This window comes from Sporosarcina sp. Y838, assembly GCF_056786515.1.
This window is the reverse complement of the sequence record NZ_JBXCJD010000001.1, coordinates 149,912-168,900: the sequence shown is the minus strand read 5'-3', so window position 1 is coordinate 168,900 and position 18,989 is coordinate 149,912. Positions and strand designations below refer to the sequence as shown.

Below are 18,989 nucleotides of genomic sequence, written 5' to 3'. Positions count from 1 at the left end.
AGGATGAAATGATGAATGAATATGGTACACTACATGAGTCAAACGGTCGTTATGCTTTAAGATTTGAACGAGTTTTTTCTCATAATCCAGAAGATATTTTCCTTATTATTACGAATCCTAGTTACTTTTCCCAATGGTACCCTTTCGCAACAGGAGAGATGGATCTCAAACTTGGTGGCAAGATTGCTTTCGATGACGGTGAAGGAACGACATATAATGGTATCATTACAGAGTTAGACAAGCCATATTTATTTGGTTTCCGTGAAGTTGATGATTGATAAACATTTCAGTGCAAGATGAGGATAAAGGCTGTCGAATGATCTTTACCCATACTTTTAACGATGATTCATGGGCAGTTAATACTGCGGCAGGATGGCATAGATGTCTGGATGTATTGGTACAAATCGTCAATGGTAAACCAATTAAGTGGCACGATAACGCAACTAAACTGCGTAAAATCTATAGTGAAGCATTTAATATGGAACGTTAAAAGAATATAAAAAATTATTCCATTATAGGGAGCTTTACTTCAAGAAGGAGTAAAGCTTTTATCTTATTGAACTAACCGGGCAGGTTAGTTCATTGAGAGACAATAGACACCGATGAAATTCAGGAAAATTAACCCTGGAAACATTTAACTGTCGTATACTTATTTACTTAGCAACTCTATTGAAAAAGGCAAAGTTATCGAAAGATAATGACGCAAAACCACAGGTCTAAAGCATTAAGCTATGACGGCTGGGTTACCGAAAGGGGTAAGGAAGGTAATTGAAAGAAAAACGTTTTAAATACTCATTAATTATTTTTTTTTTATTTACGGTTGCCCTAGTTCTTATTGATACCACTATAAGTGAGTATGCGAGAAGCCATTATCCATTTATATGGTCACTCTCTCTGATTCCGATTATTATGATTATGAATATGTATCCTAAATGGAAAGTAATTATAGGAGCTGGAGTCTTTTATAGCTTTTTGAAGTACACAACAGAGTTTGGTCAGAAAATTAATCCTGATAATAGTGAAATCAATGCGCTTATTTTAGGTTCGCTAATTAATTGGTCTATTACTCTGACTATTGGATACTTCGCAAACAAGTCTTATAAATTATTTCTAAAAGTAGAAGAGCTTACCATTACAGATTCATTAACTGGTATCTATAATCGAAGATATTTAGAACTGTTTATGGAAAAATCTATTCCTATTTATAAAAGGACGAACAGTTCTTTAGTTTTTATGATGTTAGACATAGACCATTTCAAAAAAGTTAATGATACTTATGGTCATCAATGTGGGGATGAAGCTCTTAGGCATACTTCAAGTATTATTTGCAATAACGTAAGAAACTTTGACGTTTTCGTTCGTTTTGGCGGAGAAGAATTCGCAGTTATTCTGCCAAACACCGATGTTGCTGAAGGGCTAATAATAGCAGAACGTATACGTGAGGCTGTTGAGAAATCAGAGTTCATTCACAAAAATGAAAGTATTCATTTTACAATCAGCATTGGAGTATCTTTTTACAATGGGGATACCGTGGAGGATTTTATTGAAAAGGCAGACAATGCGTTATATAAAGCAAAAGAAGATGGTAGAAATCAGATAGCAATTATTAATTGATAGAACTTTTGTTACTAATTACTTTATAGGAGCTTGTGATTTTGAGTGAAAATTCTTTTTTCACTAACGGGGTGCTTTAGTTCAACAATAGGGGCTTCTTAGGGAACTCTTTTTTTATTATTGAACTAATGGGAGGTTAGTTGAACAAGTTATGAATTGAATGTTTAAAGTTTATAGAGCATTTCTTTGTAATGAGGAATGCTTTTTATCTTTGTCTAAAATTACATTTTCACAACAAAAGAATCATTAAGCTCAATAAAAATATATTGTGAATCAATAAATTATGTGTTAAATTTAAGTTTACAAAAAAAATTGAGATGCTTTTTATGAAATGAGAAACACTCTTTTTAGGAACACTGTTTTTCTTATTGGAATTCCAATACCTTTGTGTATCTGCGTTGCCTTGAAAGGAGGTAAATAATGATTAACAAGGTTTTATTAATTTCATTTTCACTACAAATACTCTTCTTTCTACTTTTCTTTAGCACAATACTGGCAAGATTACCTGAGCCAGTTCCATCAATTATTAGCTTATTCGCTTGTATGGGTTTAATCATTCCAATCATTTCTATAATTATAGGACAGACATCGAAGTTGGCTTTTATAGTATTAGGAGCATCAATTTTAATATTTTTAATGTTTGTATTTGCAATGTTACTATCTGGAATGTAATAGACACATTGTTGAACTAAAGGGTGCTTTATTAAAAAATGGAGAAGAAAATATATGAGCTCAGAGATACATTTCCCGTTTCATTTTTTATGTGCATTTTTATTACCTATTTACTTTTCCTTACTCTAATCGCTTTCCAATTTCATATTATCAGTGTTTTGCTCGGGATCGTAGCCACCCATTTTTCACCGCTTTCCTCTCATTTCATTCCACAAAAAAACCGCTCCTATACAAGCGAGCGGTTTCACGATTCAATCCTCTTCTTGGTGTTGTCTTGCAATCTTCACCATTCGTGTTGCGTACCAAAACCCGACAGTGAGTGACAGCGCGTCTGCCACGTAAAGCATCCAGTTGTGCGTGTAACCCGCGTAGACCGATGCGGCAATCAAAGCAACCGTCAAAATCAACCCCACAATGTGATGAAAAGTCACGCGGGTAAATAATATGACAAGAAGTCCCGGTAGAAATAAGGCGAGCATCAGTTTAGTTTCAAGTGAATCCATTTTACACATTCCTTTCCGAGTGGCCTCGCACCCGATTACCGAACGACGAGAAGTCCAAGTCGGTGATGGTCGTGCCGGTAGATAACCTGCTGCATCAGCCGTACTTCTCCATTGCGGTCAATCACTTGCAACCGGCAATGTGCAGCGTTGAGCTGGATTGCATCATATAGTTCTTTTTCATTGCTAACCCGCAGTCCGTTTACAGTTCGGATACATTCTCCGGGCAACAAGCCCATTTTTTCACCCGGTGAACCCGGTACGACGCCTGCTACGACGACACCTGCGGGACGAGGAGCTACTGCAAATCCGCCTCTACGTTCCCCAAGGTAAGCATGTATGGAGATGCTAGCCCGGCAAACGACTCCGATTAGTAGAGACAACCAACCGAGCATGGGCAACCACAGTGCAGCGAGTCCTATAATGATAACCGCTGTGCCTGTCCAAACGACGGCACGGCCAATTTTAGGATATAAAACATCCGGATACAATGTACGTGCTACTTGTGAAAACCCAATGATTACTGGCACAGGAACGAAACTGAATGCATTTCCTCCTAGTGTAAACTGCGGCCAATAAGGGACAACGGACGTAATCATATCTCCCGGAACGAGAAAGACAACTGGCAACAGCCACAGCCGCTTCGTCTTGAAGGCAGCGGCCCGAAGTCCACGGTTCGTATGCATCAAGAACGGTGACGCATAGCGGACGGAATGACGACTTATGAGTTGTCCTTCCACAATTAATAATAAACCGGCAATAACCGGAATCGTTACAGCGAGGTCACCTAGCAGGTCTGCTTGTCCTGGAGACCAACCTCTAAAAGTGAAATCTGCCATATACTTTTCCATGAAATACAGGGTGAAGAAAGCCACTGCTGTAAAATAAATAGGTGAAGTGATTTTGTAATAGAAAGAGAGCAAGCCAACGAGCGCGGCTGCTGAAAACAACACCAACCAACCCGGATCCACTGACAACCCTACTCCGGAGATCAAAACAGACAAAACGAGCGCATACGGCCACGACTCGGCTAATAGCTTTTTCAATTCGGTTAAACCTGGTAATAAACGAACTTTGAAATTCCGGCGCTCCTTCTTAACACGGAAATACCCGACAGCGACTGCTGTAAAAAGCGCAGCTATAAATAATGGATTTAGGAAAAATAGCCCTAGCACCTCTACTATGTTCAACATCATTTCCTTAGACAAATCCGTCACCATCCAATCTGACACAACTTCATTCTCTCATTGTACCAAAAGTTTGGTATCCAATGTGATTGCGAATGGAATTTTCATAAAATGGGAGATTTCGCTTATAACTGAAGCAGTACATTCTATATACAACAAAAAAACTCCCGACTGCTTGCGTCAGGAGCTCGTTGTTACTTCGTCAACATTTTGTGGTGTATATAACCAATTGCCATTTGCAGTTGTTCGTCATTTTTCCGTTCAGTTCTGAATGCTTCCACTTTATCTTTCAGTTTCGAGAAAAATAGTCGATCCATGGTAGACACCACTTCCACTTTGGCATCGTCGCGAAATGCACGAACAGCACGTGATGTTGATTCGTCATAGAATCCATCTGTCCGAGCAACGTTATAACTTAGACCCGTCAACATCTTCTGAGCATAGGCTATATCGTCATGGTAATCACCTTCTGAGTAAATTTCCGTTACGAGCCGAATGTGCTCACTGAATAATTCATTTTGAAGGACTTCGAGTTCCGCTGTTACACCCTTCGAATGAATCCACTTCTTTTTCGGCGTAAGCCATTTATGGGTAGATAACTTCATTTCCCCACCATTCGACAAATCCATCGTTTCTTGAACTGTCCCTTTTCCAAAACTCGTTGCACCGATGATGTACCCTCTTTTTAAATCTCTCAAAGCGGCACTCAACACTTCACTCGCAGAAGCACTGCCTTTATCTTGCAGCAATACAACGGGTATCTTTTTCAATTTTTCATCATAAGCAAGTTTTTCTGACTTTTCGGTGGCTAGCGGCTCCAGGTTTCCAGCTGCATCTTCCATATAGGCGAAAATTGTATCATCTTCTACTAAACTGTCTATGATACTGCCGACAGCATGGAGATAACCACCGGGATTCCCGCGCACATCGATAATCAGCGATCCTGCTCCGTCACTAATCAGCTTATTTGTTGCTTCCAGCCATTCTTTCGGGCTTTCATTGCCAAACATCGTAATCGATATGTAACCGATCTTCTGTCCGCGCTCTTCAAGCACTTCAGTTGCTACAGTTTTCACGGAAATGCTGTCTCGCATGACGGTCAGTTCAAGATGTTTATCCAAATCTGGTCTGAAGATTGTCAGGGAAACCGCTGTCCCTTTCTTACCCCGTATGCGCTGTACAACGTCCTGTAGCGATTCTCCATCGATGCGCTTGCCATCAATGCGGACAATTTCGTCATATGGCCGCAATCCCGCTTTCTCCGATGGTGAACCTTTAACAGGTGCTACGATGATAAATTTCCCATTTGAACGTGTAATTTCAGCGCCAATTCCGATACGTTCCCCTGCGAGTGACTCCTTATGGGCAGCTGCCTCATCCTGCGTCAGATACGATGAATACGGATCACCGATGACATCCGCCATTCCGCGAAGTGCCCCCTCAACCAACCTGTCCTTATCCACAGGGTAAACGCCCTTCTCTTTGATAACATCAAATGCTTCGTCAATCACTGGAAATGATGCGCTAATTGCCCCTTCCTCTTTTTTTGCACTTCCTTCTCCTGCACATCCGTCTAACAGAAGAAAGACGACCGTCGCCAAAGCGGCCAGAATAATAAATATCAAAAACCGGCTTCTCTGCATAATGCAATGTCCCCTCCTCTGTCCACTATATGAACAAAAAAGGAACATTACGACAGCAGAAAACCGGCAACTTCAATCTGAATTCTTAATAATTGTTTCCAATATCTTTTCATCCATCGGTCCGACGACTCTTTGACTAATTTTCCCGTCAGTCCCAATGATATAGGTCGTGGGAATGATGGCGACTTGATAGGCATCCGAAACGGTACCCTCGCTATCTAGCGGAATTGGGAACGACAAACCGTAACTTTTGATGAATTCTTCAACGCCCTTCATGCCACGCCTTTCTTCCGTCGTCATATTGACCGCGATGATTTCAACATTGTCGGACTCTTTGTTTTTCTCATAGTAATTTTGCATATGTGGCATTTCTGCTTTACACGGCCCACACCAAGATGCCCAGAAATTTAAAATCACTTTTTTCCCCTTATAATCGGATAGCTTGATAGTCTCTCCAGAAGGTGTGGCAAGGTCAAAGTCAGGTGGAGTTTGACCCTTTTTCAAACCAGGCAATGCATCCGTCGAATTCCCATTTTCATCAATCAGATGATTGGTAATCGGTTTTACAGTATTGCTATTGGACTTCACCATAATGACAACCAATGAGCCAATAAGGAGCGTGGCTATAAGTATACCTAACGTTTTTTTATTCATGTCTGATCCTCCAATTTACCTTTTATACGGCTTTTCTGCAAAAACAGTACCGTAAAGAAGACACCAATGAGTAATGTAGAACCGAGCGGCGTCTCAAAATGTCCCGACGGTTGGATGGCAGCTACAAAAATGTGAACCGCCATGAACAATAAGACGAGTTGAATCGACCAATTTTCCGCTTTTTTGCTAATAATCCAGAAAAACAGAGTAAATAGCCCAAAAATGGCAATGGTCATCACTTGCGCAATGAGCGCACCTTCATTCAAAAAGACCATCATCACTTGGAAGACGCCTTGAATTAAGACAGCACCCGTAAAGAGCGCTCGAATTCCATCTACATCTAACCGACCCTTTTTCATGTCCCATAAAATCTTTCCTAAAATAAAGGAGAGACCTAAGTAAAAGCCAACAATCCCTCCATGGAAATAAACAAGCGCGAGGGGAGAACGCAGAATCGAATCGAAATCAGTAATGAATAGACTTAACTTCCAAACAATTACTAAGTAAAAGAATGCATCCCCGATGTGACCTGCATGGACTTTCCCGTAACGAACCCGAATTAGAGTATATGCGAAAACAAATGCGGCAATGAGGGCAATCCAAGACGACGGCATACTCAAGCCACCCAGGGTGAAATATGTAGTAATCGGCATTCTTGCGTGTCTCCTTCAACAAATAATACCTTAATTTTATATAAAAACGTGTATGAAAGCCAATCATTGAAATGCGGGAGCGCCGTTTAGCTCCGAAAAGTAGGATAGATGTAGTTCAATCCCTCCCTGCTGGAGGGCTTGATGATAAAGGCGTACTTTGCCTTTTCAGCAAGACTGAAGCGACTCGAGGAGCTGGCGCCCGAAGCTAGACATCATTGGAATGAAGAAAGTCAAAAAAAGTCCGCCTAAGATTCTAGGCGGACACAATTGATTAGAAAGAAACGTAACGTAACGGATTCACGGCACTTGGTCCATAGGCTGACCAATTTCCGACATGCATTTCGAAATGCAAGTGAGATCCGGTTGATGCACCTGTTGACCCCATACCGCCAATGAATTGACCTTTGGAAACTTGTGAACCAGCGCCTACGCCAATGCTAGATAAATGAGCGTAGACTGTTGTGAAAATTTGACCATTGACGGAATGCGTAATCATAACGACATTTCCGTATGTGCCCATTGGACCTGCGTGACTAACAATACCGTCTCCTGCAGCCACAATAGAAGTTCCTACACTATTTGCAATATCAGCTCCACGATGCTGTTTTTGCGTACCGTAGATTGGATGTGTTCTCCATCCGAATGATGATGTGTACGTTCCGGAAGCAGGTTTCGTCCAAGTACCGTTTGATACGGGTGGAAGATAAGAAGATGTGCTTGCACTACTTTTACTTGTGCTATTACTTGTATTCGCTTTTGCTTTTGCTGCCGCTGCAGCTGCCGCTTCTGCTTCTGCTTTTACTTTTGCTTTACGTTCATTTTCAAGTTTGCGAGCAATTTCAACGAGACGATTTTGCTCAGCTGAAATCTTACTTGCAAGCTCTTCACTCACTTTATATGTTTCATCTAAATCAGATTCAAGCTGACTCTTTTCGTTAGCCAATTTCTTTTGTTCGGCTTCCAATTGATCAATCAACTTATCCTTGCTACTCTTTTGCGCCAGAAGTGAGTCCTTCAACGCTTGAAGTTTTTCTTTACTCGCTACTTGTTCCGCAAGCTTTGATTCGACAAGTGCTTTTTCTTCTTCAAGCTGTGCAATATCATTCGCTTGTTGTTCCATAATATTACGGTCTGCATCCATCAATGATGTAACAGCGGAAAAACGGTCGATGAAATCTGCAAAGCTGTTTGCACCGAGGAGAACGTCAAGATAGTTGACTTGTCCGCCCTTCACTTGCATCGCGCGTACGCGGTCACGCAATACTACATCACGTTCTTCAATTTTCTTTTCAAGGTCAGCGATGGAAACGCGCAATGCGTCGATTTCATCTGTCGTTTTGTTTATCTCAGCGACGACACTGTTAATTTTTTGATTTGACTCTTCTATTTTCGCATTCAATTCCAAAATTTGATCCGTTATATTTTCGATCGTTGTTTTCTTCGTTTTTATTTCGGAATTTTTTTCATTGATGCCCGTATTCAATTCGTTTTTCTTCTGGTCTAGTTGTTTCTGTTCTTCTTTCATGTCATCCAATGGGTTTGCTGTAACGCTCGCTCCACTAATAACGGTTGACAAGAAAACAATCGCAATTGCACTAGAAAGCAACTTTCTGTATTTACTCAACTTCTCAGTTCCCCTTTCAAACTCTCTATATATGGTTCAGACGTTAAGGAATTTACGAACAGACATGAAACTGCCCCAGATGCCAATGAAAATACCCATGAAAAGAATAAGTCCATTTAACTGGTAAATGAAAGGCGTTGTATTCAGCAATTGGAAGAGTTCTCCTTGCAGTCTCGGTTCCCAATGTTCATAAAGTTTGTAATAGGATATAGAAATGATAACCATCGGAGCAAGAGCACCTAAAATACCAAGCCAAATCCCTTCCAAAACAAACGGAATACGTACAAAGTTGTTCGTCGCTCCAACTAATTTCATGATTTCAATTTCTCTTTTTCTTGCCACAATCGTGATACGGATTGTATTCGAGATGAGGAACATCGCCGTGAATAAAAGAGCCAATATTAATACGAGGCCGATATTGCGGCTTGTGTTCAGTACATTGAATAGCTTTTCAACCTTTTCTTCACCGTATATGACCTCATACGTGTAGTCATATGTATCGATTTTTTTGGCAATGGTCGCAGTCTTCTGCGGATCCTTTGCTTTTACATACAAAGCATCGCCGAGAGGGTTACTTTGTTTATATAAGCTAAGCTCATCGCCGAATGATTTAATCATCTTGTTCAATTCCTGGTCCCGCGACGAATAGACGACTTCGAGGATTCCAGCTGTCGAGCGTACTTTTTGTTCCAACTCTTTAATTGCTTTCTCGTCTGCTGCAGGATCTGCAACGACTTTAATTTCAACGTCATTTTCAATATTGTCAGCCAATTGATTTAAGTTCATCATGATAACGATGAATACGCCAACGAGTAGAAGAGTAACAGTGACGGCACTGACTGATGCAAATGTCATCCAGCTATTACGGCGAATGCTTTTGAAACTTTCGCGCACATGCCGACCGAAAGTTCTAGCCTTCATAGTACTCACCTCCGTATTCATCACGGGTAATGAGTCCGCCTTCAATAGCAATAACACGGTGTTTTATCGCATTTACAATCTCCCTATTATGGGTGGCCATGACAATCGTCGTTCCACGAGCATTAATCTGTTCGAAGATCCTCATGATCTCCCATGATGTTTCAGGGTCTAAATTTCCTGTCGGTTCGTCTGCAATGACAACCTTAGGTACATTGACGATTGACCTTGCGATGGAAACACGTTGTTCTTCCCCACCTGACAATTCATTCGGAAACATCCGCGCTTTTTGCGTGAGTCCGACAAGCCCAAGGACATCATTCACTTTTTTCCGGATTGATTCGGGGGATTCTTCGATAACTTCGAGTGCAAATGCCACATTCTCGTAAACATTCAGTTTAGGTAATAATTTGAAGTCTTGAAAAACGACACCAATCTGCCTGCGTAAATGGGGAATACGTTTATTGCGAAGTGTGGCAAGGTTTATACCATTGATGATAATGTCTCCGCTAGTAGGTGCTTCTTCACGGTACATCATTTTAATGAACGTTGACTTACCGGCTCCACTTGGACCGACCACATACACAAACTCTCCCGGATCGATTTCAATGTTTATGCCATTTGCTGCAACGACGCCATTCGGGTACTTTTTGTAGACATTTTTCATCACAATCATTCTAAAACCACCTGATTATTAATATCTCGCTTTTTTTCCAATAGCCCAATTATAGCATGATTCGACTCTATAAACATTACAGTTGTGTTTCATTTGAAACTTGAAAACCATGTCGGTAATATACTTACTTATTACTATCGGCACAGCGGTAAATGTGACAGAGTAACTAACGTATTTGTACTATTCGCCCTTTTTAAGGGTAATTCCTCCCTAATATCAATTGTGTAGCGCGTGTTTTTGTCTATTGCTGTTTGGATATACGCATTGTTACAGAAGTATGTGGTTGGAGTGATTTTGAATGTAGTTGTGTGTTGTAATTCGCCTGTTGAGTATCCAGTCAATTGCATAACAGGCTGGCGAGAAGGGTTTGTCGGTCGCTGTTTTCACTGGACTATTTTCGGTTCGCTTTCGGAGAATTAATCACGACCGTTTTACCGGGGGGCATGTGTTTCTAGAAGTGACTTCGCCACTTCTAGAAACACATTTTTCGCTAATCCTGTTGTGATTAATCGCCTGTCGCGTACCTACAATCTTCAAGTGAAAATTGCAGCTGCTTTGAAAGAAAAGAATAGATGGTTTTCTATAGAGTGTGTAAGTGCCCGAAGATGCAATTTCGGGCACTCTTGCACGCTGTATATTACCACTCTCTGCTAGCCTTTTAAGAGATTGATACTTTCTAGTAATATAATAGAGAAACTATAGTAGAAGGCATGAGCGGCCAAAATTGTATCTTTGGCCGCTACTCTCCAGATTAGAATCGAGCTATTCTTTCGTCCCGAAAAGCGACGGTACTACTTGTACTTATGTTTTTGGAGAGCGTCGGATGAACAACTGCCGTACGATTACCGAAAAAATAGGCAGGGATGCGACAAAGTTGCATCCTGCCTATTAAAACATTTCGATAATGATATAGTAGTTTGTTCAATTCAAAGCGAACCAAAAGTAATTTTACAAGAAGGTCCCAGTGTGTAATCAAGTTATATACTGGTTCTTTCTGGTTATTCAACAGATGTGTTAGCAATTCGACATTGAATCATGAACTCCCACTAAAACACAAAAAAACCGCTGTCAGGAAAAACCCTGACAACGATTTGATTTATTACCTTATTTTTTCGCTGCAAGCCATTTAGAGACTGCGTCGACTTCTGCTTCATCTTTAATAAGTCCGCCTGGCATTCCGCCTTGACCGTTAACGATAATGTCGTGGATTTCAGATTCAGACAAACGTGAACCAACGTCACTAAGTGCAGGTGCGCCACCTACACCTTCGAGGTTACCTCCGTGACATGTGATACAGCTTGTACTAACCACTGCTTCTGCATCTACTGAAGCTGTTTCATTACCTGTATCCGTACCTTTGTCTGTTTCGTTTGCATTATCGTCGCCGCCGCCACATGCGCCGAGGACAAGTGCAGCTCCGAACATGACTGCTAAAAACTTGTTTTTCATTTTTCTTACCTCCATCTGTTAATTGTTATACTTCATACCACAGTATACCAAAGTAAAACGCATTTGAACCACTTGAAGGTTTCCGATACTGACAAAATGATGACAATTACCGTCGAACTAACTCATTTTACGCCGACGACAGGCAAACAAACAGCAATTCCTGTCTATATCTTTTACTATACACATAATTGAATGCTTCAAAACCTGTTTGCTCAAAAAAAAAGCGCACCGAAGTGCACTCCATTTCATTCCATTATGAAATACGTGACCGTAAAAAGGCATTGATGAACAAATCGATTTCGCCGTCCATGACTGCACTTACGTTTCCTGTTTCTGCACTGGTACGGTGATCTTTCACCATGGAATACGGATGGAAAACGTATGAACGGATCTGACTTCCCCAACCAATTTCTTTTTGATCTCCCCGTATTTCAAGAAGACGTGCTTCTTCTTCTTCGACCCGGATCTGGTAAATCTTCGCTTTCAATAAATTGATTGCGCGATCACGGTTTTTAATTTGCGAACGTTCGGTTTGGCATGTAACGATTGCACCTGTTGGTATATGTGTCATACGGACAGCAGAATCTGTCGTATTGACGTGCTGACCACCCGCACCGCTTGAACGGTACGTGTCGATTTTGACGTCTTCCATTTTAAGGTCAATGTCTACATCGCCTTCGAACTCCGGCATTACTTCTATAGAAGAGAATGACGTATGGCGACGGCCTGATGAGTCAAACGGAGAAATCCGAACTAGACGGTGAACGCCTTTTTCCGCTTTTAAATAACCATATGCGTTATGGCCTTTAATGGATAGCGTTACGGATTTCACGCCGGCTTCATCCCCTGCTTGGTAGTCGAGTGTCTCGACTTTAAAGCCGCGATGCTCAGCCCAGCGTGTGTACATGCGTAGCAGCATGGATGCCCAGTCTTGGGATTCCGTACCGCCCGCCCCCGAATGAAGTTCAAGAACTGCATTGTTACTATCGAATTCATCGCTCAGAAGCATTTGCAATTCAAAAGCATCCAATTTTTTCTTGAATTCTTTCAACTCAGCCACAAGATCTTCTTGCATCTCTGCATCGTTTTCTTCACGCAAGAGTTCTTGTGTCATTTCAAGGTTTTCCTGTTCATCTGTTAACTCTGTATACTCGCCGACAACGTCTTTCAACGCGTTTGATTCGGAAATTACTTTTTGTGCAGCTTCCTGGCTATCCCAGAAACCGGGCTCCAGCATTGCTTCATCTAACTCTTGGATTCGTGCCTCTTTGTTTTCTAAGTCAAAGAGACCCCCTAAAGTCCGCTAATTTCTTAGCTGATTTGTCGAGCTCGTTGCGTACATCGGATAATTCCATCATAATAGTTTCCTCCTGAATTTTGAGTTGCTAGGTTGCTTACGCTTTGCCGTGGCAGTTTTTGTACTTTTTCCCACTGCCGCATGGGCATGAATCGTTGCGTCCGATGTTAACCGCACGTCGTACTGGTTTCTTGCGTACTTGCTCGCCATCCTCTTTCGGATTAACGGCTTGCGCTTTCACTACTTCCTCACGCTCAAGGTTGTCGCGAATTTCCGCCTTCATCACATATTTCGCTGAATCATTTTCGATTGAAGCGACCATTTCCTCGAACATTGCAAACCCTTCCGCCTGATACTCACGGAGCGGATTGGATTGACCATAGGCACGTAAATGGATACCGTGACGTAATTGATCCATTGCATCGATATGATCTGTCCATTTCGAATCAATGGCACGAAGCAGAACGACTTTTTCGAATTCGCGCATGCGCTCTTCCGACATTTCCACTTCTTTTTCATCATAACGCTCAATGACCGCTTCATAAATGAATGCCGTCAATTCTTCAACGGATTTCTCTTGCATACTTACGACGGTCACGCGGCCATCGGGAAGCAAGTTGGCACCAAGGAAATCTTCAAGACCTTTTAAGTTCCAATCGGATTGTTTTTCTTCCGTCGTATGAATTGCCACTGCATTGTCGATGACATTTGACAACATTTTTTCTATTACTTCACGGATGTTTGCAGACTCCAGAACTTCATTACGTTCTTTGTAGATGATTTCACGCTGCAGTCGCAGTACATCATCATACTCCAGCAAACGTTTCCGTGCATCGAAGTTATTTCCCTCTACCCGTTTCTGGGCAGCTTCAACCGAACGTGATACCATCTTCGACTGAATTGGCGTCTCGTCGTCCATACCAAGTTTTGTCATCATCGATTTCATCTGATCGGAGCCGAAGCGGCGCATTAATTCATCTTCAAGCGATAAATAGAACTGTGTGATACCAGGATCTCCCTGCCGTCCTGAACGCCCACGGAGCTGATTATCAATTCGGCGTGATTCATGTCGTTCAGTACCGAGAACTGCCAGACCGCCAAGTTCTTGCACGCCTGTTTCCAATTTAATGTCCGTTCCTCGACCTGCCATGTTTGTCGCAATTGTAACAGCGCCTTTATGACCTGCTTCCAAAATGATTTCGGCTTCTCGGCTATGGTTTTTCGCATTTAATACATTATGCTTCACACCGTATTTCGTCAAGTGGCTCGAAATGATTTCGGACGTTTCAATCGCGACCGTACCGACAAGGACTGGCTGCCCTTTTTCATGACGCTCTTTGATATCTTGAGCGACTGCTTTATACTTGCCTTCCATCGACGCGTAGATTAAATCCGCGTGGTCATCACGGGCAAGTGGACGGTTCGTTGGAATTGCAATGACGTTCATGTTGTAAATATTGCGGAATTCCTCTTCTTCCGTTTTCGCTGTACCCGTCATACCGGAAAGCTTATCGTACATCCGGAAGTAGTTCTGGAATGTAATTGTTGCGAGAGTCATTGTTTCGTTTTGCACTTCTAGGCCTTCTTTTGCTTCGATTGCCTGGTGAAGTCCATCACTGTAGCGGCGCCCTTTCATAAGGCGTCCTGTAAATGAGTCAACGATGACGACTTCGCCTTCCTGGACAACATAATCGACATCGATATGCATACTCGCTTGCGCTTTCAACGATTGGTTAATCGCATGGTTGAGCGTCGTATGTTCCAAATCGAATAGGTTTTCGATACTGAACGCAGCTTCCGATTTCTCGATTCCGCTTTCTGTCAGTACGACACCTTTCGTCGACTCATCATATGAATAATCTTCCTCTTTTTTGAGCGATTTCGTAAACATATTTGCTAAACGGTATAACTCAGCCGCTTTGGCAGCTTGTCCCGAAATGATAAGCGGTGTACGGGCTTCGTCAATTAAAATGGAGTCAACCTCATCGATAACCGCGTAGAATAGCGGACGCTGTACTCTATGTTCACTGTAAAGCACCATGTTGTCACGCAAATAGTCAAATCCGAGTTCGTTGTTCGTCGTGTACGTAATATCTGCACTGTACGCTTCCCGTTTCTCTTCTTTTGATAAACTATTTAAGTTTAATCCAACAGATAGACCTAGAAACTCATAGAGCAGTCCCATATCTGTTGCGTCACGGCTTGCTAAGTATTCGTTGACTGTTACAACGTGTACGCCATTACCAGCAAGCGTATTCAAATAAACCGCTAGAGTCGACGTCAATGTCTTCCCTTCACCGGTTTTCATCTCTGCAATATTACCTTCATGTAAAGCAGCAGCTCCAATGATTTGCACGCGGAATGGATACATGCCAAGGACACGTCGCGATGCCTCTCGTACGACTGCAAATGCTTCTGCCTGGAGGTCGTCGAGCGTTTCTCCGGCTATAAACCGTTCTTTGAATTCCACCGTTTTTGCTGTAAGGTCTTGATCTGTTAGCTGCTCCATCTGAGTTGCGAGCGCTTCAACTTTGTCCGCAATTTTGTCGAGCCTTTTCAAATCTCGTTTATTCATATCAAACATTTTATTCAATACGCCAAGCATTCAGGTCACATCCTCATTAGGTTCACCCTTTATTTTAACACTGAGAATTGCACGGTGCAAATGGTCTACCTAAAACAACTCTTTTTTAGTTCGGAGAGTTGGATATTTCCCAAGGTAACGTTGTGGGTAATCGCATGGGAAAGCCTTTTGCGATACTACGAAGATACGATTTCCTTGGATAGTATTTTTGAGAAAGGGTATGTTGTTATTAGTGATGAGTTTTGCAAGCTTTTGTCCGATAAACTGAGCGTATTCATTTAACAACAGTCCGAATACATGGAATGAATTAGAATCCCCATTAATACCGCTTCAGCGCTTTGTGGATGCCTCTCGCGATAAGCCGGAAAGAAGACCAGGGAGGGATTGAACTGTATCCCTCCATCAGTCTTATCGCTTCGGCTACCACGAAGACGCGCCTTCGCTGGACGGTCTCTTAAGAAAGCACATTTCGTTATTCGGGATTAGGCTTGCAATCTATAGTGTGTCTTTCTTCAAAGTAATTACTATCAATAATAGAACACTCCAGCGCAGGCGCGGCAAAAGGGGAGACCACTGAAAAAGTTCTTTATTATAATAAGAACTAGTTGATTGTAGTGAAGAGCGGCGACTCCAGCGGGAACAGCGCGAGCTGAAGACCCCGCAGGAACGCAGTGACAAGGAGGCTGAAGCCGTGCCCGCGGAAAGCGTCCGCTCGGAACGGAAATCAACGGCATTGAAGGAAATCGGACTCTTTCAGTGCCCTCGCACTGGGCCAGAGGCATCCCCCAAGCGCCAAGCGATCTACATCCAACTCACATTGTAAAAAAACAAAAAGCAGACTATCCTAAGGAGTTTCTACTCTCCTTCAAGATAGTCTCCCTAATTACTTGCTATAGCTACACACTATTTCCGCTACGGCTTTTGCTGCTACCAATAATGCATCTTCGTCGATATCCCATTTCGGGTGATGATTAAAATATGGTTTTTCTACTCCTTTGGGTGCACATCCTATATAGATGAATGCGCCCGGGATTTTTTTTGTATAGTAAGCAAAATCCTCAGAACCGGACATCATCGGAAATTCTACGACTTCTTTTATTTCTTTTTCCTCTGATAGTTGTAATGTTTCTATGACTTCTTCCACAATTTCCGGATCATTATAAAGTGGTGGATAATCTGCGACATAGTCTAGCTCGCAAGCAACGCCAAACTCTTCCTCAAGCCCTTTTACGATACGGTGAATTTCCTTTTCAATCAGCGCTTGTGTTTCATCTGTCATGTATCGCACATCGCCTTCAAGCTCCACACTGTCTTTTATGATATTAAAAGTACCTTTTCCGTCAAATGAACCAATCGTGATTACACCCATATCGAATGGGTTTAGGCGACGACTAATAATTGTTTGAACAGAAATTACAAAGTGAGCCCCCGCGACAATTGGATCATTCGCCATATGCGGGGAAGAACCATGGCCCCCTTTTCCTTTAATCACCAGTTTAAAATAAGTACGACCTGCCATAGCTAACCCACTTCGGAATCCTACAACACCTGCGGGATGCGTTGGGAATAAATGAGCCCCGAATACGGCATCTACATCGTCTAACACGCCTGACTCAACAATACTTTTTGCCCCACCTGGAGGCGTTTCTTCTGCGTGTTGATGAATTATTTTAATCGTTCCAGAAAGTTCATCCTTTAATTGGATTAAGCAGTCTGCTAGAACGAGTAAGTAAGCCGTATGTCCATCATGTCCACATGCATGCATTACGCCTGGATTTTTGGATTTGAAAGGCACATCCGTTTCTTCTTCGATGGGTAGGGCATCAAAGTCTGCACGTAAAGCGATTGTTTTCCCAGGTTTTGCTCCTTTAATAGTGACAATTATTCCATAACCGTTGCCGACATTGGTTTGAACCTCTACAGCTTTTCCGGCGTAGAAATCGATAATATACTGAGCGGTTTGTTCTTCTTGAAATGATAATTCTGGGCTTTCATGAAGGGTACGGCGAATCGCAATCATTTCATCACTACGTTCTTCTAGCATTTTCATTAAGCGTTGTTTCACGAGGGAATGCACTCCTTTTTATATCAATGATTAACGAGGGGACAGTGGATAATACCTCTAACATAAAAATAAGACCCCCAAGTAACAATGCCACTTGGAGGTCTCTCTCATTTATTAATCAGCTTGTTTCAATAACACCATATTTTCCGTCACTGCGTTTATAGACTATATTTGTGCCGTCTGAATCTGCATCAGTAAAGATGAAGAAATTGTGACCTAACATATTCATTTGCAGAATTGCTTCTTCTTGGTCCATTGGTTTCAAATCGAAATTCTTTGTACGAACGATCGGGAATTCCTGATCTTCTTCAACTGTATCTCCATTTTTTTCTTCGCTCTTATTGACGGATGCGAAGAATGCTGCAACTCCTTCGCGTTCACGGAATTTACGGTTCACTTTTGTTTTAAATTTACGAATTTGACGTTCGAGTTTGTCGACGATTAAATCGATGGCTGCATATAGATCGTTATGACGCTCTTCAGCACGAAGAGTCAAGTTCTTCATTGGAATTGTTACTTCCACTTTTGTTTGCTTATCATTATACACTTTCATGTTTACATTAGCCGTAGCATTCGGGCCATCAGTAAAATATCTTTCTAGTTTTTGCAATTTCTTTTCGACGTGTTCACGAATTGCTGGAGTTACCTCTAGATTTTCACCGCGGATATTAAAGTCAAACATATGAACTCCTCCTTTATTTAAACCGATATAGTACTCTTCTACATGTTCCCCATAAAACCCTTCTAAAAACATTTTGAATTTTAAATTAATGTCGATTTGTGACGAAAAGATGCAAAAATGTCTGATATTTAACCATGAAAGCGCTTCACGAGTCGATTTCAGATTTCCGACGAAGTTTTAGCTCATCCACAATTAATTTTTCAAGCACAGCATTTTCGTCGAAATCGTAGCCGTACATATACCCATCACTATATGGCTTCTTCCAGACAATTACGCCTAGCAAATCAATCATTTTTTCATGCAACTTAAATTTGAGATGCAAACGCACAGGCTGAGTCCCATCGAGTGGGATATCGAAATAGGAAAAGACCTTTGCACCGCCCGGACTGATATCCATAAGTTTACAGTCTCCAGGGCTCGATTCCCTGTCCACACCATTTTTAACGACAATCCGCATTTCAGCTTCAAGCGGTTCCCCAAATGTGTACCTAAAATATTCAGTCCGTTTATAAAGCATGTTCCACACTCCGTTCCATCGCACTGCGATTCGTTTCTTCTATTGATAGCAGACGAGCATGTTCCTTCAGAAGTTTCTAGCTCTAGTATTTATTTTGCCTAAAAATAATTGAACTATCCAACAGCTCTTTGTAAAAGGCCCTTTTATATGACTCTGTTAAAAAAGCCCGTTCTCATTTGATACTCCCTATGATAAAGTATATTTACAGAATTAACAAAATAATGCATCAATGGTATCGATCAACCATTGGTATG

At 41.8% G+C, this 18,989-nt stretch carries 18 protein-coding genes and 1 riboswitch; of the genes, 4 read left to right on the top strand and 14 right to left on the bottom strand.

Going from position 1 to position 18,989, the window contains the following annotated elements; translation table 11 throughout:
- Positions 1-11 precede the first annotated feature (11 nt).
- The 4 genes from AC1TO4_RS00825 (at position 12) to AC1TO4_RS00810 (ending at position 2,286) form a co-directional block, all read left to right on the top strand.
- Positions 12-278, top strand: a complete 267-nt coding sequence (locus AC1TO4_RS00825) for an SRPBCC domain-containing protein (RefSeq protein ID WP_482103765.1) — start codon at positions 12-14, stop codon at positions 276-278.
- Positions 275-490, top strand: coding sequence for an SRPBCC family protein (locus AC1TO4_RS00820; protein ID WP_482103764.1), 216 nt, complete (start codon positions 275-277; stop codon positions 488-490). Before AC1TO4_RS00825 ends, AC1TO4_RS00820 begins: the two co-directional genes overlap by 4 nt.
- A gap of 177 nt (positions 491-667) precedes the next feature.
- Positions 668-751, top strand: a riboswitch (cyclic di-GMP riboswitch).
- Between the two features lie 17 nt (positions 752-768).
- Complete coding sequence (locus tag AC1TO4_RS00815; RefSeq protein WP_482103763.1) at positions 769-1,614, top strand: GGDEF domain-containing protein; 846 nt, start codon at positions 769-771, stop codon at positions 1,612-1,614.
- Positions 1,615-2,034: 420 nt separating this feature from the next.
- On the top strand, positions 2,035-2,286 hold the full coding sequence (locus AC1TO4_RS00810) for a hypothetical protein (protein WP_482103762.1): 252 nt from the start codon (positions 2,035-2,037) through the stop codon (positions 2,284-2,286).
- Between the two features lie 251 nt (positions 2,287-2,537).
- On the opposite strand, the gene AC1TO4_RS00805 is transcribed toward AC1TO4_RS00810, so the two are convergent.
- From AC1TO4_RS00805 to AC1TO4_RS00740, 14 genes are all read right to left on the bottom strand, one after another.
- Positions 2,538-2,789: a CsbA family protein gene (locus tag AC1TO4_RS00805; RefSeq protein ID WP_482100598.1), complete on the bottom strand. Its 252-nt coding sequence runs from the start codon at positions 2,787-2,789 to the stop codon at positions 2,538-2,540.
- 35 nt (positions 2,790-2,824) lie between these two features.
- Positions 2,825-4,018 carry a PDZ domain-containing protein gene (locus AC1TO4_RS00800; protein WP_482103761.1) on the bottom strand — a complete coding sequence of 398 codons (1,194 nt, stop codon included), beginning with the start codon at positions 4,016-4,018 and terminating at the stop codon, positions 2,825-2,827.
- A 149-nt stretch (positions 4,019-4,167) separates the two neighbouring features.
- Positions 4,168-5,616, bottom strand: coding sequence for a S41 family peptidase (locus tag AC1TO4_RS00795; RefSeq protein ID WP_482103760.1), 1,449 nt, complete (start codon positions 5,614-5,616; stop codon positions 4,168-4,170).
- A 72-nt stretch (positions 5,617-5,688) separates the two neighbouring features.
- Positions 5,689-6,270 carry a peroxiredoxin family protein gene (locus tag AC1TO4_RS00790; RefSeq protein WP_482100176.1) on the bottom strand — a complete coding sequence of 194 codons (582 nt, stop codon included), beginning with the start codon at positions 6,268-6,270 and terminating at the stop codon, positions 5,689-5,691.
- A complete protein-coding gene (locus tag AC1TO4_RS00785; protein ID WP_482103759.1) occupies positions 6,267-6,923 on the bottom strand; it encodes a hypothetical protein in 657 nt (218 codons plus the stop codon). Before AC1TO4_RS00785 ends, AC1TO4_RS00790 begins: the two co-directional genes overlap by 4 nt.
- Before the next feature lie 271 nt (positions 6,924-7,194).
- Positions 7,195-8,547 carry a murein hydrolase activator EnvC family protein gene (locus AC1TO4_RS00780; protein WP_482103758.1) on the bottom strand — a complete coding sequence of 451 codons (1,353 nt, stop codon included), beginning with the start codon at positions 8,545-8,547 and terminating at the stop codon, positions 7,195-7,197.
- A 36-nt stretch (positions 8,548-8,583) separates the two neighbouring features.
- The gene (gene ftsX, locus AC1TO4_RS00775) at positions 8,584-9,468 is read right to left on the bottom strand and encodes a permease-like cell division protein FtsX (protein WP_482103757.1); all 885 of its coding nucleotides are present in this window, start codon (positions 9,466-9,468) and stop codon (positions 8,584-8,586) included.
- A complete protein-coding gene (gene ftsE / locus AC1TO4_RS00770; RefSeq protein ID WP_482103756.1) occupies positions 9,458-10,141 on the bottom strand; it encodes a cell division ATP-binding protein FtsE in 684 nt (227 codons plus the stop codon). Before ftsE ends, ftsX begins: the two co-directional genes overlap by 11 nt.
- Before the next feature lie 1,104 nt (positions 10,142-11,245).
- Positions 11,246-11,590, bottom strand: a complete 345-nt coding sequence (gene cccB, locus AC1TO4_RS00765) for a cytochrome c551 (RefSeq protein ID WP_482103755.1) — start codon at positions 11,588-11,590, stop codon at positions 11,246-11,248.
- A 253-nt stretch (positions 11,591-11,843) separates the two neighbouring features.
- Positions 11,844-12,945 (bottom strand): peptide chain release factor 2 gene (gene prfB, locus AC1TO4_RS00760; RefSeq protein ID WP_482100597.1). Its coding sequence is split into 2 segments (ribosomal slippage): positions 11,844-12,872 and positions 12,874-12,945, totalling 1,101 coding nucleotides; the frame shifts between segments, so codons are not numbered across the junction.
- A 39-nt stretch (positions 12,946-12,984) separates the two neighbouring features.
- A complete protein-coding gene (secA, locus tag AC1TO4_RS00755; RefSeq protein WP_482103754.1) occupies positions 12,985-15,492 on the bottom strand; it encodes a preprotein translocase subunit SecA in 2,508 nt (835 codons plus the stop codon).
- A gap of 862 nt (positions 15,493-16,354) precedes the next feature.
- Positions 16,355-17,536 carry an amidohydrolase gene (locus tag AC1TO4_RS00750; protein ID WP_482103753.1) on the bottom strand — a complete coding sequence of 394 codons (1,182 nt, stop codon included), beginning with the start codon at positions 17,534-17,536 and terminating at the stop codon, positions 16,355-16,357.
- A 118-nt stretch (positions 17,537-17,654) separates the two neighbouring features.
- Positions 17,655-18,218, bottom strand: a complete 564-nt coding sequence (hpf, locus tag AC1TO4_RS00745) for a ribosome hibernation-promoting factor, HPF/YfiA family (RefSeq protein ID WP_482100169.1) — start codon at positions 18,216-18,218, stop codon at positions 17,655-17,657.
- 145 nt (positions 18,219-18,363) lie between these two features.
- Positions 18,364-18,735, bottom strand: a complete 372-nt coding sequence (locus AC1TO4_RS00740; RefSeq protein WP_482103752.1) for a PilZ domain-containing protein — start codon at positions 18,733-18,735, stop codon at positions 18,364-18,366.
- Between the last annotated feature and the right edge of the window lie 254 nt (positions 18,736-18,989).